Below are 15,938 nucleotides of genomic sequence, written 5' to 3' on the forward strand. Positions count from 1 at the left end.
TTCCCCGCGCCCCTTCGGTGCGCACTTCGTGCGCTACCTCTATCGGGGGAGGCTGGGGCGAAGCCCCGCCTCCAGGGGCGCGGGGAACTGCGCGATCAGCCACGACGAGAGTCGAGGATCTCCACCGGCGGAGCCACCCACCTACCTAGGGGCGCGGGGAACTGCGCAACCGGAGGTACAGCGGGGGCTTCGCTGGATGACTCCTCAGGGGCGCGGGGAACTGCGCGAGCGGCCACGACGAGAGTCGAGGAGACCCAGCGGCCGGAGCCACCCACTCACCCGGGGCGCGGGGAACTTACATCAGGGCCGCCCGTTCGACGGCTCGGGGTGCTTGGGGCAACAGGCATGCGCGGCGCGTCGTACGCTGGAGGACCCGGCCCGTGCCACGTGTCGGGCCGTTCGCGTTGCCCCCGCCGCCCCCGCCAAGGGCCCCGCCAGGAAAGGCCAAGGCCCCATGAGCCTGCACGGACTGCTCGACGCCGTAGTCAAGGACGCGGCCCTCGCCGAAGCGGTGAAGGCCGCCGCCGACGGCAACCGGACGCACGTCGACCTGGTGGGCCCGCCCGCCTCCCGCCCCCTGGCGATCGCCGCCCTGGCCCGCGAGACGGACCGCCCCGTCCTGGCCGTCACCGCCACCGGCCGTGAGGCCGAGGACCTGGCGGCGGCGCTGCGCTCCCTGCTGCCCCCGGACACGGTCGCGGAGTACCCGTCCTGGGAGACGCTGCCGCACGAACGCCTCAGCCCCCGCTCGGACACGGTCGGCCGCCGCCTCGCGGTGCTGCGCAGGCTGACGCACCCGAGGGCGGACGACCCGGAGACGGGCCCGGTGTCCGTCGTCGTCGCCCCCATCCGTTCCGTACTGCAACCGCAGGTCAAGGGCCTGGGCGAGCTGGAGCCCGTGAGCCTGCGCACGGGCGAGAGCGCCGACCTGAACGAGACGGTGGAGGCGCTCGCGGCAGCCGCGTACGCGCGCGTGGAGCTGGTGGAGAAGCGCGGCGAGTTCGCGGTGCGCGGCGGCATCCTGGACGTGTTCCCGCCCACGGAGGAGCACCCGCTGCGGGTGGAGTTCTGGGGCGACGACGTCGAGGAGATCCGTTACTTCAAGGTCGCCGACCAGCGGTCCCTGGAGATCGCCGAGCACGGCCTGTGGGCGCCGCCCTGCCGCGAGCTGCTGCTGACCGCCGACGTACGGGCCCGCGCCGCCGACCTCGCCGAGCGCCACCCGGAGCTGGGCGAGCTGCTCGGCAAGATCGCGGAGGGCATCGCCGTAGAGGGCATGGAGTCGCTGGCGCCCGTCCTCGTGGACGAGATGGAGCTGCTGCTCGACGTGCTGCCCGAGGGCGCGATGGCGCTGGTGTGCGACCCGGAGCGGGTGCGGACGCGGGCGGCGGACCTGGTGGCGACCTCGCAGGAGTTCCTGCAGGCGTCCTGGGCGGCGTCGGCGACGGGCGGCGCGGCCCCCATCGACGTGGGCGCGGCCTCGCTGTGGTCGATCGCGGACGTCCGGGAGCGGGCCCGTGAGCTGGGCATGATGTGGTGGTCGGTGTCGCCGTTCGCGGCCGACGCCGAGGGGGACGCGGACACGCTGCAACTCGGGCTGCACGCCCCGGAGACGTACCGGGGCGACACGGCGAAGGCGCTGGCCGACACCAAGGGCTGGCTCGCGGACGGCTGGCGGACGGTGTTCGTCACCGAGGGCCACGGGCCGGCGAGCCGTACCGTCGAGGTGCTGGGCGGCGAGGGCATCGCGGCGCGGCTGGAGAAGGACCTCGGGCAGCTCACGCCGTCCGTCGTCCAGGTGGCCTGCGGCTCGCTCGAACACGGGTTCGTGCACCCCGCGCTGAAGCTCGCCGTGCTCACCGAGACCGACCTGACCGGGCAGCGCAGCGCCGGCAAGGACGGCCAGCGGATGCCGGCCAGGCGCCGCAAGACGATCGACCCGCTGACCCTGGAGTCCGGCGACTACATCGTGCACGAGCAGCACGGTGTGGGCCGCTACATCGAGATGGTGCAGCGCACGGTGCAGGGCGCGACCCGCGAGTATCTGGTCGTCGAGTACGCGCCCGCCAAGCGCGGCCAGCCCGGCGACCGGCTGTACATCCCGACCGACCAGCTGGAGCAGATCACCAAGTACGTGGGCGGCGAGGCCCCCACCCTGCACCGGCTCGGCGGCGCCGACTGGACGAAGACGAAGGCGCGCGCGAAGAAGGCCGTCAAGGAGATCGCCGCCGACCTGATCAAGCTGTACTCGGCGCGCATGGCGGCCCCCGGCCACGCGTTCGCGCCGGACACGCCCTGGCAGCGGGAGCTGGAGGACGCGTTCCCGTACGCGGAGACGCCCGACCAGCTCACGACGATCGCCGAGGTCAAGGACGACATGGAGAAGACGGTCCCGATGGACCGCCTGATCTGCGGCGACGTCGGCTACGGCAAGACGGAGATCGCGGTGCGCGCCGCGTTCAAGGCGGTCCAGGACGGCAAGCAGGTCGCGGTGCTCGTGCCGACGACGCTGCTCGTGCAGCAGCACTTCGGCACGTTCTCCGAGCGCTACGCGCAGTTCCCGGTGAACGTGCGGGCGCTCAGCCGCTTCCAGACCGAGACCGAGGCGAAGGCGACGCTGGAGGGCCTGCGCGACGGCTCGGTCGACATCGTCATCGGCACGCACCGCCTGTTCTCCTCGGAGACCAAGTTCAAGGACCTCGGCCTGGTCATCGTCGACGAGGAGCAGCGCTTCGGCGTCGAGCACAAGGAGCAGCTCAAGAAGCTCCGCGCCAACGTCGACGTGCTGACCATGTCGGCCACGCCCATCCCGCGCACCCTGGAGATGGCCGTCACCGGCATCCGCGAGATGTCGACGATCACGACCCCGCCCGAGGAGCGCCACCCGGTCCTCACGTTCGTCGGCCCGTACGAGGAGAAGCAGATCGGCGCGGCCATCCGCCGCGAACTCCTGCGCGAGGGCCAGGTCTTCTACATCCACAACCGCGTCGAGTCCATCGACCGTGCCGCGGCGCGGCTGCGGGACATCGTGCCGGAGGCGCGGATCGCCACGGCCCACGGCCAGATGTCCGAACAGGCCCTGGAGCAGGTCGTGGTGGACTTCTGGGAGAAGAAGTTCGACGTGCTGGTCTCCACGACGATCGTCGAGTCCGGCATCGACATCTCCAACGCCAACACCCTCATCGTCGAGCGCGGCGACAACTTCGGCCTCTCCCAGCTGCACCAGCTGCGCGGGCGCGTGGGCCGAGGCCGCGAGCGCGGCTACGCCTACTTCCTGTACCCGCCGGAGAAGCCGCTGACGGAGACCGCCCACGAGCGCCTGGCGACGATCGCGCAGCACACGGAGATGGGCGCGGGCATGTACGTGGCGATGAAGGACCTGGAGATCCGCGGCGCGGGCAACCTGCTCGGCGGCGAGCAGTCCGGGCACATCGCGGGCGTCGGCTTCGACCTGTACGTACGGATGGTCGGCGAGGCCGTCGCGGACTACCGGGCGTCCCTGGAGGGCGGCGTGGAGGAGGAGCCGCCGCTGGAGGTGAAGATCGAGCTGCCGGTCGACGCGCACGTCCCGCACGACTACGCGCCCGGCGAGCGGCTGCGCCTGCAGGCGTACCGGGCCATCGCGTCGGCGAACTCCGAGGACGACATCCGGCACGTGCGCGAGGAACTGGCCGACCGCTACGGCAAGTTGCCTGAGCCCGTGGAGAATCTCCTGCTGGTCGCGGGCCTGCGGATGCTGGCGCGGGCCTGCGGGGTGGGGGAGGTCGTGCTCCAGGGCACCAACATCCGCTTCGCGCCGGTGGAGTTGAGGGAGTCGCAGGAGCTGCGCCTCAAGCGGCTCTACCCGGGCACGGTGATCAAGCCGGCCACACACCAGATCCTCGTACCGCGCCCGAAGACGGCGAAGGTCGGCGGCAAGCCGCTGGTCGGGCGGGAACTGCTGGCGTGGGTGGGGGAGTTCCTCACCTCGATCCTCGGCTCCTGACCGCCCCGGGCCCCGCGCGAGCCCTTGTGATCACCCGCCCCCCGGACGCGCGCCGGGGGCGGGTGATCTTGGTTCGGGTACCGTGGTCGGGCCCGGGCGAAGGCCCCGGAACGTGAGCGAAGGGGAGGAAGCGCCGTGCTGCGTGGTGCTGGTCGGATCGCGGGTGCGGTGCTGGTGGCGGTGGTCGCCGTCACCGGGTGCGAGGGGCTCGACGCCGCCGGGCCGGGGGACTCCGGCAGCGGCCCGCAGGGGTCGGCGGGCAGCGCGCTCGCGGCCGTCGACTCCCTGACGGTGAAGGGGCGCGCCCCGAAGACCGGCTATGCGCGGGAACGTTTCGGCAGTGCGTGGGCCGACACCGACTCCAACGGCTGCGACACCCGCAACGACATCCTCAAGCGGGACCTCAAGAGCGTACGGTTCGCGGCCGGCGACGACTGCAAGGTCATCAACGGCCGCCTCGCCCCCGACCCCTACAGCGGCGGCGACGTCACCTACGTACGGGGACGCAGCAAGGTCGACATCGACCACCTCGTCGCCCTCTCCGACGCCTGGCAGAAGGGCGCCTTCCGGTGGGAGCCGAGCAAGCGCATAGCCTTCGCCAACGATCCGCTGAACCTGCTCGCCGTGGACGCCGGTCCCAACCGCAGCAAGGGCGACGGCGACGCGGCGACCTGGCTCCCGCCGAACAAGTCCTACCGCTGCGCGTACGTCGCCGGGCAGGTCGCCGTGAAGAAGAAGTACGAGGTGTGGGTGACGGCCGCCGAGCGCGACGCCATGAAGCGCGTCCTCGGCCGCTGCCCCGACGAGAAGCTCCCCACCGGCGGAAATCCGACTGCGGCCCCGCCCCGCTTCCGTGCACGATGACCCCATGGACACCGCGCCCGCACCAGCTTCCGCGCCCGCCCTCGGCACGCTGACCGTCACCACGCTCGCCGAGCGCCCCGAACTCGCCGGGCCGATGTGGACGATGCCGGACACCTGGCCGCGCTTCATCGGCCACGACCCCGTGGCCGCCTCGCTGCTGCCGCTGGTCGCCGACGTGTGGCCCCGGTACGTGCTCGTCGCCACGGACGAGCGCGGCGAGGTCGTCGCCAAGGGGCTCAGCGTGCCGTTCGCGCTCGCCGCCGAGGGCCGGGGCGAACTGCCAGACGGGGGCTGGGACCAGGTCCTCCAGTGGGCGTTCGCCGACCACGACGGCGGCCGCGAGCCCGACACGGTCAGCGCCATCGAGATCAGCGTGCACCCGGAGTTCCAGGGCCGGGGGCTGTCCGGGCGGATGCTGGCCGCGATGCGCGAGAACGCGCGCGCCGAGGGCTTCTCCACGGTCGTCGCCCCGGTCCGGCCGAGCGGCAAGCACCGGGAACCGGCCGCGTCCGCCGAGGAGTACGCGCGCCGGGTTCGCGCGGCGGACGGTCTGCCGCACGACCCGTGGCTGCGGGTGCACGTGCGGGCGGGCGGCGTCATCGAGAGGGTGGCGCCCGCCTCCATGGCCGTCTCCGGCTCGCTCGCGCAGTGGCGGGAGTGGACCGGGCTGCCCTTCGACACCGCCGGACTCGTCGAGGTCCCGGCCGCGCTCGTCCCCGTGCGCTGCGAGCCGGACGCCGGGTACGCGGTGTACGTCGAGCCGAACGTGTGGGTACGGCACGAGCTGTGAACGGGCCGCTGGCTGCGCGGGCGGGGGCGGAGGCGGGGGCCGGGGTTACAGCTTCAGGTCCCACTGCGTCGCGTCGTAGGAGAAGCTCGGGGTGACCTCCACCGTCAGGTTCTTCGCGTCGGCGGGGGCGTCGAACGCGTAGACGGCGGTGGCCTTCTTGCCCGGCAGGATCGTGCCGTCGAAGCCCGAGCCGACCTTCTCGTCGAAGACCTGCTCCGCGGTGATGTCCTTCTCACCGGCCCGCGCGTTCGCGCTCAGCAGCGAGGTGTCGAACTTCTCCTTGCTGTCGTTGGTGACCGTCACGGTGACCTTGTAGGCGCGGTGCCCGCGCGTGTGGCCGGCGGCGAACTGGCTCGGGCTGTACGCCACCGCGTTCGACACGGTGACGGTCAGGTCGTCGTCGTAGATCACGGAGTCGCCCGCGTCCAGGGCCTTGCCGGTCGGCTTCTTCTCGTCGGCCTTGCCGCCGGAGCCCTTGTCGTCGCTCTTGTCGCCGTCCTTGCCGGACGTGCCCTTGTCGGCCGTGCCCTTGTCGTCCGTCGCGCCCGCGTGCCCGGTGCCCTTGGCCTTGGTGTCCGACACGGACTTGTCGATCTGGTCGACCGCGTCACCGACGACCTTGAACGTGGTCACCGCTCCGAACACCGCGAGGCCCAGCGAGAGCACCGCGAGGATCACGCCGGTCAGCGCCACCCCCTTGTTCGTCGCCTCGCCGCGCCGGGCCCGGGCGTGCCCGGTCAGGCCGAGGATGAGGGCGACGACGCCGAGGATGCCGGCCAGCCAGAACATCAGCGGGATCAGCCCGGACAGGGCGCCGATGACGCCGAGGATCAGCGCGGCCGTGCCCAGCCCGTTGCGCGCGGTGTGCAGCGGCTGCTGCGGGGGGCCCGGCTGGAAGGGCGGGTACTGCGGGTGCTGCTGGGTCTGGGACATGGGTGTTCCTCCGAGATGAGAGACGCCAACCTCCCCCCGGCTTTCCATTGCTCCGGCGGTTGGCTGCGTCAAGAACACCATTGTTTGTGAACCGAGTCAACCCTGTTCACGCGAATCGTGAGGCGCGCGGTTGTGAACGCGGCTCTTACGTGAAAGTCGCTAGGCTCGCCCCCATGGACAACGCGACAGAGGTGACCGCCGCGGGTATCGCCCGGCTGGCCGGTGTCGGACGGGCCGCCGTCAGCAACTGGCGGCGCCGCCACGCCGACTTCCCCAAGCCGGTCGGCGGCACCGAGACCAGCCCCTCCTTCGCGCTCGCCGACGTCGAGGCGTGGCTGCGCGCCCAGGGCAAGCTCGCCGAGGTCCCGCTGCGCGAGCGCGTCTGGCAGCAGCTCGCCGGCCACCCCGCGGGCCCGGTCACCGCACTGCTGCACGCGGGCGCCACCTTGCTCCTCGTCCACGACCGGCCCACCGTGTGGCTCGCCCTCGCCGGTGAGCCCGACGACCAGCTCCTCGCCGAGCGGCTCTCCGGCTCCCTCGAAACCGTCCTCACCCCGCGCTTCGGGCCCGCGCACGAGCGCGCCCTGCCCACCCCGGCCGGGCCCGCCCTGCTGCCGTCCGTGCCCCTTCTGCGCGGCACCGGCGAACTCGCCGCCGAGCTGGGCGCCCGCGCCGCGTTCGCCTTCCTGCTCGGCCGTCACCTCGACGCCAACCCGCGCCAGTACACCCTCACTCCGCCCGGCCCCGCCGACCTCATGGCCGCCCTCGCGGGGCCCGCCGCCGTCGCCCTCGACCCCGCCTGCGGCACCGGCGCTCTCCTGCACGCCGTGCGCGCCCGCGCCGCCCGCCCCGGCCCCGACCTGTACGGGCAGGACGCCACCCCCGAGCTGGCCGCCCTCACCGCCCTGCGCCTCGCCCTGGACGGCGGCGCCGACGACGCGCGGGACGCGCCGCTCATCCGTACCGCCGCCGCCGACACCCTGCGCGCCGACGCCCTCGCCGACGTACGGGCCGACGTGGTCCTCGCGCACCCCCCGTTCAACGAGCGGGGCTGGGGCCACGACGAACTGGCCTACGACCCGCGCTGGGAGTACGGCTTCCCGGCCCGCACCGAGTCCGAACTGGCGTGGGTGCAGCACGCGCTGGCCCGCCTCAAGGACGGCGGCACCGCCGTCCTGCTCATGCCGCCCGCCGTCGCCTCCCGCCGCTCGGGCCGCCGTATCCGCGCCGACCTGTTGCGCCGGGGCGCCCTGCGCGCCGTCGTCGCCCTGCCCGCCGGCGCCGTACCGCCCAACAACGTGCCGCTGCACCTGTGGGTCCTGCGCCGCCCCGCGGCCGGCGCCCCCGCCGCGCCCGAGCTGCTCCTCGTCGACACCACCGCCGCCGTCACCGGCGACCCGCGCGAGAAGCGGGCCTGGGCCGCCGTGCAGGACGCCGTGCTCGACGCGTGGACCGCCTTCGACCGCACCGGCACCCTCGCCGAGCGCCCCGGGCTCGCCCGCTCGGTGCCCGTCATCGAACTCCTCGACGACGAGGTGGACCTCGCCCCCGCCCGCCGCCTGCCGCCCCCCGCGCCCGGCGGTGACGGAGGCGCCGATCTGGCCGCCGTCCGCGAGGAGTTGACGGCCACCCTGCGACTGGCCGCCGAGCTGACGCCGCGCGCCGCCGCCCCGGCCGCCGCCCCCGCCCGCTGGCCCCAGACGACCGTCGGCGAACTCGCGCGCGCGGGCGCCCTCACCCTGCACACCGCCGCGAGCGCGGGCCCCGGCGACCTCGCGGGCGCGGGCGGCCACGCGCGCGTACCGGTCCTCACCGACCACGACGTGCTCAGCGGCGGCGCCCCCTCCGGCGCCCCCACCGACGACGCCCCCGTGCTGCTCGCCGCCGGGGACGTCGTCGTGCCCGTCGCCGGGGGCGGCGCCGCCGTCCGCGTCGTCGACGAGGCCACCGCCGGCGCCGCCCTCGGCCGGGGCCTCGCCCTGCTGCGCCCCGACCCGGCCGCCCTCGACCCCTGGTTCCTCGCCGGGTTCCTGCGCTCCACCGCCAACAACCGGCAGGCCAGCAGCTACGCCTCCACCGCCACCAGACTCGACGTGCGCCGCCTCCAGCTGCCCCGCCTGCCCCTCGCCGAACAGGCGGGCTACGGCGAGCGGTTCAGGACGCTCGCCGCGTTCGAGGACGCCCTGCGCGGCGCCGGACGCCTCGGCGAGCGGCTGGTGCAGGGTCTGCTCGACGGCCTGACGGACGGCTCGCTCGCACCGGAGTGAGACCGCAGGGGGACCGGAGCGGGGCCGCGGGGGACCGGAGTGAGGCCGGAGCGAGACCGGAGTGAGCGCATCCCAGGGCCGGTTGTCCCCGCCTGCCTATACGCTCGTCGGAGCACAGCTTTCTCACGACGGCACGCACCCAGCAGGAGCAGTCATGCACGGCCACGGCTACGCGCCACCGCCCAAGCTCCCCTCCTCCGGAGGGCGCGTGGGCGTGCGCGTCCTGCTCGTCGCCGTCGCCGTGCTCACCCTCGGGTTCCTGTCGTTCGTGCCGGTGCTCAAGCACGCCGTCACCAGCAGCAAGAAGATCGACTGGCAGGTCTTCAGCGGCGTCGCCGCGCTCCAACTCGTCTCCTGGCTCCTGATCTTCACGGACCCCGGCGAGGACGAGTTCATCGCGCAGGGCAACACCGGCATGGTGATCATGATGGTCACCCTGGCGATCTCGGTGACGTACTTCCTCGTCGCCGACATCCGCCAGGCCGCCCTGGAGCGCCGCGCCACCGGCTACGGCACCCACCCGGCGCCCGGCGTCCTCGGCGCCCCCGGCCCCGGCCCCCTCGCCGTCCCGGCACCGCAGCCGCCCGCCTACGGCTACCCGCAGCAACCCGGCCCGCAGCAGCCCGCCCCGGGCCCGGCCGCCCCGCACACCCCGCCCGCGCCGGTGCCGCCCGCGCACACGGGCACGCCCGTGCCGCCCGCGAGCCCGCACACCCCCGCGCCGCACCGCATCGACCAGGTCCGCGCCGAGCTCGACGAGCTGAGCGACTACCTGCGCAAGCGGGACGAAGGCCGGTGACCGGCCGGACCCCGCTGCCCACGACCGGCGGACGCCTGGTCGCGGGCCGCTACGAACTGTCCTCGCTCATCGGCCAGGGCGGCATGGGCCAGGTCTGGACCGCCTACGACCAGCGCCTGGACCGCCGCGTCGCCGTCAAGCTCGTCCGCCCCGACCGCGTCGCGGGCGCCGAGGCCGAGGAGCTGCGCCGCCGCTTCCTGCGCGAGTGCCGCGTCACCGCCCAGGTCGACCACCCAGGACTCGTCACCGTCCACGACGCGGGCACCGAGGGCGAGCAGGACGACAGTGGCGGCTTCCTCTACCTCGTCATGCAGTACGTCGACGGGTCCGACCTCGCCGACCACCTCGCCGAGCACGACCCCTACCCGTGGCCGTGGGCGGTGTCCGTCGCCGCGCAACTGTGCGCCGTGCTCTCGGCCGTGCACGCGGTGCCGATCGTCCACCGCGACCTCAAACCGCGCAACGTGATGGTGAAGAAGGACGGCACGCTCACCGTCCTCGACCTCGGCGTCGCCTCCGTCCTCGACACCCACACCACCCGCCTCACCCACACCGGCACCCCCATCGGCACGCCCGCCTACATGGCGCCCGAGCAGGCGATGGGCGGCGCGGTCGGCCCGTACACCGATCTGTACGCGCTCGGCGTGCTGCTGCACGAACTGCTCAGCGGGGACGTGCCGTTCGCCGGGACGACCGCGCTCGGCATCCTCCACCGCCATCTGTACGAGGCGCCCGTCCCCGTGCGCCGGCTGCGCCCCGAGGTGCCCGAGGCGCTGGAACACCTCGTGCTGCGCCTGCTCGCCAAGGACCCCCAGCACCGGCCCGCCTCCGCGCACCAGACGTACGAGGAACTGCTGCCGCTGCTGCCCCCGCGCGGGGTGCCCAGCGGCCGCCCCCTCGACCCCACACGCCCCTTCCTGCGCCCGCACGCCCCCTGGCCCGACCGCGCCGCCGCCCCCGCCCCGCAGCCCGCGGGCGCCGAGATCCAGGGCGGCCCGGGCGAGCGCCCCGACGTGGCCCGCGCGGTCGACGAGGTCAAGCGGCTGCTCGGCGAGGGCCGCATCACGCAGGCCGTCGACATCCTCGGCGCGATCCTGCCCGCCGCCGCGGCCCAGCACGGCGAGCACTCACCCGTCGTACGGACCCTGCGCAAGCAGTACGCGGCGACCCTCATGGACGACGGCCAGTACCGCCGCGCCCTGCCCGAACTGCGGCGCCTCGCCGACGAGCGGGCCGCGGAGGCGGGCCACGCCGACCCGCAGTCCCTCCAGTTCCGCTACGAGGCCGCCCAGTGCCTCGAAGCCCTCGGCGAGCCCGCCGCCGCGCTCGCCGAGTACCGGGCGCTGCTGCCGTACTACGAGAACCAGTACGCGACCAGCGACCTCAGCCTCGCGCTCGATGTGCGGCGCCGCATCGGGCAGTTGCTGCTCGCGCTCGGCGACCGGGCCGCCGCCCACGACACGCTGCTGCGGCTGCTGCACGACTCCGAGCGGCTGCACGGGCCCGCCCACCCGTTCCCCGCGGAGGTCCGCCGCACGCTCCAGTGGCTCGGCCAGGTCCGAGGCTGACGCGGTCTTTGCGCGCCCTTGGGGCGGCGCCTGCGATGATCGTGCGCGCGTGACACGCTCACGACACACGCACAACAGCGACACACAACGGCACAGCGCGGAAGCAGGGGTGGGGACCATGGCGGGACACAAGCTGTCGAGAGGACGCAGGCGGCTGATCGGGGCCGGGGCGGGCGCGCTCGCCCTCGCGGGTGTCGTCACCGTCCAGCAGTCCCTCGCCACGACGACCGCGTGGCCGGCGGCCGCGTACTACAAGGGCCGCGCGTTCGACACCTGCGCCGCCCCCTCCGCCGCCGCCATGAAGGCATGGCACACCGGCTTCTACGGCGCCGCCGCCGTCTACATGGGCGGCAAGAACCGCGGCTGCGCCCAGGCCAACCTGACCGCGTCCTGGGTCAAGACCGTCACCGCGCAGGGCTGGAAGCTCATCCCCCTGTACGTGGGTGCCCAGCCGCCGTGCGCGAGCGGCTCCAATCCCGAGAAGATGACGTCCGCGACCGCCGCCTCCCTCGGCGCGGCCGACGGCGCCGACGCCGTGAAGAAGGCCGGCGCGCTCGGCATGAAGGCGGGCAGCGCGCTCTACCTCGACGTCGAGGCGTACGACCTGACGAACACCGCGTGCGACAAGGCCGTGCTCGACTACGTGCGCGCGTGGCAGAAGGCCGTCCACGCGCAGTACTACCGCACCGGCATGTACGGCTTCTCGTCGTCCAGCGCCAAGTCCGTCGCCACGACGAGCGACCGGAGCAACCTGCCGGGCAACCTCTGGTACGCCAAGTGGGACAAGGTGAACACGACGACGACCGACTGGCCGTTCAAGGCGACCCTGTGGACCGGGCACCACCGGGGCCACCAGTACATGGTCAACAGCAAGGAGACGCGCGGCGGATACACGATCACCGTCGACCGCGACGCGTGGGACGCGCCGGTCGCCGTCGTCGGCTGACGCGCGCTCGGCGGGGGTCAGTACCTAAGTCGAGGCGAATCGTTGTCGAAGAGGTGGCCGCGCGGGCGGCCACTGCCTAACATCGATCATCGCCGGACTTTGTGCACCGACGCACAAACTGCTCGCAGGGAGGCCCACCTTGCACCGCCGCAACAGCCGCCGCACCGCGCTCGTCCTGTCCGCCGCCGCCATCGCCGCGGCGCCCGCCCTCACCGCCTGCGGTAGCGACGCGCACCCCGGCGCCGCGGCCGTCGTGGGCGGCCAGCGCATCACCGTCTCCCAGTTGGAGAGCCGCGTCGACGAGGTCCGTGCCGCCCAGCAGGCGGCCACCTCGGGCGACGCCCAGTACGCGCAGGTCGTCGCCAAGTCCGGCGGCCTCACCCGCAACACGCTGCACTCGATGGTCCTCGACCGCGTCCTGCACCGGGCCGCCACCGACGCGGGCGTCAGCGTCTCCCGCAAGGAGATGCAGGACATGCGCGCCGGCCTCGAACAACAGGCGGGCGGGGCCCGGCAGTTGGAGACGGCCTGGCTCCAGCAGTACAACATCCCGCCCAAGCGGCTCACCGAGTCGCTGCGCACCGAGATCGAGGCGCAGAAGCTGGCGACCGCGCTCGGCGCCGACATGCAGACGCGCGCGGGGCAGGGCACGTTCTGGAAGGCGCTCGGCAAGGCGTCCAAGGAGCTGAACGTCGACCTGAACCCGCGCTACGGCGCGTGGGACGTCGCCAAGAAGGGCCGCGTCGACGCGAAGACGCCGTGGCTCAAGGAGGTCACCGCCCGCCAGGGCGCGCAGCAGAGCGCGTAGGCGGGCCTCGGGGGCGGGCCTCCGGGGCGGGCGATGTCGGTGGTCTGCGTTACGTTCGAGGCGTGAACGATCGAGAGGCGCCCTCCGCAGCCGCCGGCCCCGCCGGCCGCGTCGTCCTGCTCACCACCAGCCACCGGGTCGCCCCCGGGCTGCTGTCCTGGCAGGCGTGGCAGACCCTGCACGCGGCCGACGAGGTGCTGTGCGCCGACGCCGCGCACCCGCAGGTGCCGTATCTGAAGGAGGCGGGCGTCGCCGTCACCGTCGCCTCGCCCACCGCCCGCGAGCTGGTCGACCGGTGCGCGGCCACCGGCGCCACCGTCGTCGTCCTCGCCGGCGCGGACGGCGACCGGCGCCTGACCGACGGGCTGGCCGCGCTCGCCGGCTCGGGGCGCGAGACGATGCCGGCGCTGGAACTGCTGCCCGGCGCGTACGACCTGCCCGGGGCCCGGCTGCTCGACCTCGTCCAGGTCATGGACCGCATCCGGCGGGAGTGCCCCTGGTCGCGGCTGCGCACCCACGAGGACCTCGCCAAGTACGCCATCGAGGAGGTGTACGAGCTGGTCGAGGCGATCGAGGCGGGGGACCGGGAGGAGCTGCGCGAGGAGTTGGGGGACGTGCTGCTCCAGGTCGTCTTCCACGCGCGGATCGCGGAGGAGGCGGACGAGGACGCGTTCTCCATCGACGACGTCGCCGGGGGCATCGTCGACAAGCTCATCCACCGGCATCCGCACGTCTTCGGCGACGAGGTCGCGGCCTCTGCGGAGGAGGTACGGGAGATCTGGTTGCGGCGCAAGGGGGAGGCGAAGCGGCGGGAGTCCGTGACGGACGGGGTTCCGCTGGGGCAGCCGGGGCTGGCGCTGGCGGCCAAGCTTGGGGCTCGGGCGCGGGCCGGGGGGATTCAGGTTTCCGTTCCCTCGGGGGAGGGGGTCGGGCCCGAGCTTCTTGCGGTGGCCCTTCGGGCGGAGGAGCAGGGGGTTGATCCTGAGGCGGCCCTCCGGGAAGCGGCCCGCGCCTACCGCACGCAGATCCGCGCCGCCGAGGGCCTATAACTCCCTCGACCCCTACTCCCCTGGGCGGGGACGGCCCCGGTAAGTGGTCATCTGCGGGCCGGTGGGGCGTCTCGCGCAGTTCCCCGCGCCCCTAGCGAGTTCTCCAGCCGGAGGCTGCTTGTAGCTGAGGTTGCGCAGTTCCCCGCGCCCCTGACGGGGCGTTGCCCCTGGAGGTTGTCGTTCACCTGCGGGCCGGTGGGGGCTGGTCGCGCAGTTCCCCGCGCCCCTGAGGGAGCGGGGCTTCGCCCCAGCCCCCCAGGGGAGGAGGCGGCGACGCAGTCGCCCCGACAGGGGCGCGGGGAACTGCGCGATCAGCCACGACGAAAGTCGAGGAAATTCACCGGCCGGGGCCACCCACCTGCCTAGGGGCGCGGGGAACTGCGCAACGTTCAGGTCAGCGGGGCTCACCCGGAGAACTCCCTAGGGGCGCGGGGAACTGCGCGAGCAACCACGACGCAGCCGTGAGACGACGAACCCGCCCGAGAAGGCCCCCCGCGGAGCGGCCGGCGCTGGGGTGTAGGCCCGCCAAACAGGGGCCACCGGAGACGTTACCTTCGGAGGGTGACAACGCCCCCCGCCAGCCGAAACACCCCCACCCCCGAACTGTTCACCTGGGAGTTCGCCAGCAACCCGTACCCCGCGTACGCCTGGCTCCGCCACCACGCCCCCGTACACCGCACGACCCTCCCCAGCGGCGTCGACGCCTGGCTGATCACCCGGTACACGGACGCCCGCCAGGCCCTGGCGGACCAGCGCCTGAGCAAGAACCCGGACCACCACGCCGAGCCCAGCCACGCCAAGGGCAAGACCGGCATCCCGGGCGAGCGCAAGGCCGAGCTGATGACGCATCTGCTCAACATCGACCCGCCGGACCACACGCGCCTGCGCCGCCTGGTGTCGAAGGCGTTCACCCCGCGCCGGGTCGCGGAGTTCGCCCCGCGCGTGCAGGAACTGACGGACAGCCTGATCGACGGGTTCGCGGCGAAGGGCGAGGCGGACCTGATCCACGAGTTCGCGTTCCCGCTGCCCATCTACGCGATCTGCGACCTGCTCGGCGTCCCGCGCGAGGACCAGGACGACTTCCGGGACTGGGCGGGCATGATGATCCGGCACGGCGGCGGCCCGCGCGGCGGCGTCGCCCGCTCGGTGAAGAAGATGCGCGGCTACCTCGCCGAACTGATCCACCGCAAGCGCAGCGACCCCGGCGACGACCTCATCTCGGGCCTGATCCGCGCCTCCGACCACGGCGAGCACCTGACGGAGAACGAGGCCGCCGCGATGGCGTTCATCCTCCTGTTCGCCGGTTTCGAGACGACCGTGAACCTGATCGGCAACGGCACGCTCGCCCTGCTCACCCACCCCGAACAGCGCGCGCGGCTCCAGGAGTCGCTGGCGGCGGGGGAGCGGGGCCTGCTGGAGACCGGCGTCGAGGAACTGCTGCGCTTCGACGGGCCCGTGGAGCTGGCCACCTGGCGGTTCGCCACCGAGCCGCTGACCCTCGGCGGGCAGCACATCGCGGCCGGCGACCCGGTGCTCGTGGTGCTGGCCGCCGCGGACCGGGACCCGGAGCGGTTCGAGCGGCCCGACACCCTGGACCTGTCCCGGCGTGACAATCAGCACCTCGGCTACGGCCACGGCATCCACTACTGCCTCGGCGCGCCCCTCGCCCGCCTGGAAGGACAGACCGCGCTCGCCACGCTCCTGACACGCCTTCCGGACCTGCGACTTGCGGGGGAACCGACCGATTTGCGGTGGCGTGGAGGGCTCATCATGCGCGGACTGCGCACGCTGCCCGTGGAGTTCACACCCCACCAGAACTGACGCGGTGTCAAGAATGTGACTTTCACGTGATCTCCGCTGCATCGACTTGTGACGGATGTTCGAAGACCGCTACGTTCACCAGTCACCGCGACACGAGCACCACCGGTA

Annotated in this window: 11 protein-coding genes; 10 read left to right on the forward strand and 1 reads right to left on the reverse strand. The window is 73.5% G+C overall.

The annotated features are described in order from the left end of the window. Positions 1-454: 454 nt before the first annotated feature. From mfd to ACZ7LY_RS27505, 3 genes are all read left to right on the forward strand, one after another. The gene (gene mfd / locus ACZ7LY_RS27495) at positions 455-3,985 is read left to right on the forward strand and encodes a transcription-repair coupling factor (protein ID WP_471627411.1); all 3,531 of its coding nucleotides are present in this window, start codon (positions 455-457) and stop codon (positions 3,983-3,985) included. A gap of 135 nt (positions 3,986-4,120) precedes the next feature. Then, positions 4,121-4,849 (forward strand): HNH endonuclease family protein, encoded by a 729-nt coding sequence (locus ACZ7LY_RS27500; protein WP_471627412.1) that lies wholly within the window; start codon positions 4,121-4,123, stop codon positions 4,847-4,849. Positions 4,850-4,853: 4 nt separating this feature from the next. Beyond that, complete coding sequence (locus ACZ7LY_RS27505; RefSeq protein WP_471627413.1) at positions 4,854-5,639, forward strand: GNAT family N-acetyltransferase; 786 nt, start codon at positions 4,854-4,856, stop codon at positions 5,637-5,639. Between the two features lie 45 nt (positions 5,640-5,684). Here ACZ7LY_RS27505 and ACZ7LY_RS27510 read toward each other — a convergent pair whose 3' ends face one another. Next, positions 5,685-6,572 carry a DUF4190 domain-containing protein gene (locus tag ACZ7LY_RS27510; RefSeq protein ID WP_471627414.1) on the reverse strand — a complete coding sequence of 296 codons (888 nt, stop codon included), beginning with the start codon at positions 6,570-6,572 and terminating at the stop codon, positions 5,685-5,687. A gap of 173 nt (positions 6,573-6,745) precedes the next feature. Here ACZ7LY_RS27510 and ACZ7LY_RS27515 point away from each other — a divergent pair, with 173 nt between their 5' ends. The 7 genes from ACZ7LY_RS27515 (at position 6,746) to ACZ7LY_RS27545 (ending at position 15,830) form a co-directional block, all read left to right on the forward strand. Beyond that, the gene (locus ACZ7LY_RS27515; protein WP_471627415.1) at positions 6,746-8,839 is read left to right on the forward strand and encodes an N-6 DNA methylase; all 2,094 of its coding nucleotides are present in this window, start codon (positions 6,746-6,748) and stop codon (positions 8,837-8,839) included. 154 nt (positions 8,840-8,993) lie between these two features. Beyond that, positions 8,994-9,638 carry a hypothetical protein gene (locus ACZ7LY_RS27520; protein ID WP_471627416.1) on the forward strand — a complete coding sequence of 215 codons (645 nt, stop codon included), beginning with the start codon at positions 8,994-8,996 and terminating at the stop codon, positions 9,636-9,638. Continuing rightward, positions 9,635-11,206, forward strand: coding sequence for a serine/threonine-protein kinase (locus tag ACZ7LY_RS27525; protein WP_471627417.1), 1,572 nt, complete (start codon positions 9,635-9,637; stop codon positions 11,204-11,206). Before ACZ7LY_RS27520 ends, ACZ7LY_RS27525 begins: the two co-directional genes overlap by 4 nt. 118 nt (positions 11,207-11,324) lie before the next feature. Next, the gene (locus tag ACZ7LY_RS27530) at positions 11,325-12,152 is read left to right on the forward strand and encodes a glycoside hydrolase domain-containing protein (RefSeq protein ID WP_471627418.1); all 828 of its coding nucleotides are present in this window, start codon (positions 11,325-11,327) and stop codon (positions 12,150-12,152) included. A gap of 139 nt (positions 12,153-12,291) precedes the next feature. Continuing rightward, a complete protein-coding gene (locus ACZ7LY_RS27535; RefSeq protein ID WP_471627419.1) occupies positions 12,292-12,960 on the forward strand; it encodes a SurA N-terminal domain-containing protein in 669 nt (222 codons plus the stop codon). A gap of 62 nt (positions 12,961-13,022) precedes the next feature. Next, a complete protein-coding gene (locus tag ACZ7LY_RS27540; RefSeq protein ID WP_471627420.1) occupies positions 13,023-14,009 on the forward strand; it encodes a nucleoside triphosphate pyrophosphohydrolase in 987 nt (328 codons plus the stop codon). Positions 14,010-14,570: 561 nt separating this feature from the next. Further along, positions 14,571-15,830: a cytochrome P450 family protein gene (locus ACZ7LY_RS27545; RefSeq protein WP_471627421.1), complete on the forward strand. Its 1,260-nt coding sequence runs from the start codon at positions 14,571-14,573 to the stop codon at positions 15,828-15,830. The last annotated feature ends 108 nt before the right edge of the window (positions 15,831-15,938 follow it).

This window comes from Streptomyces sp. NPDC107550, from assembly GCF_055639095.1.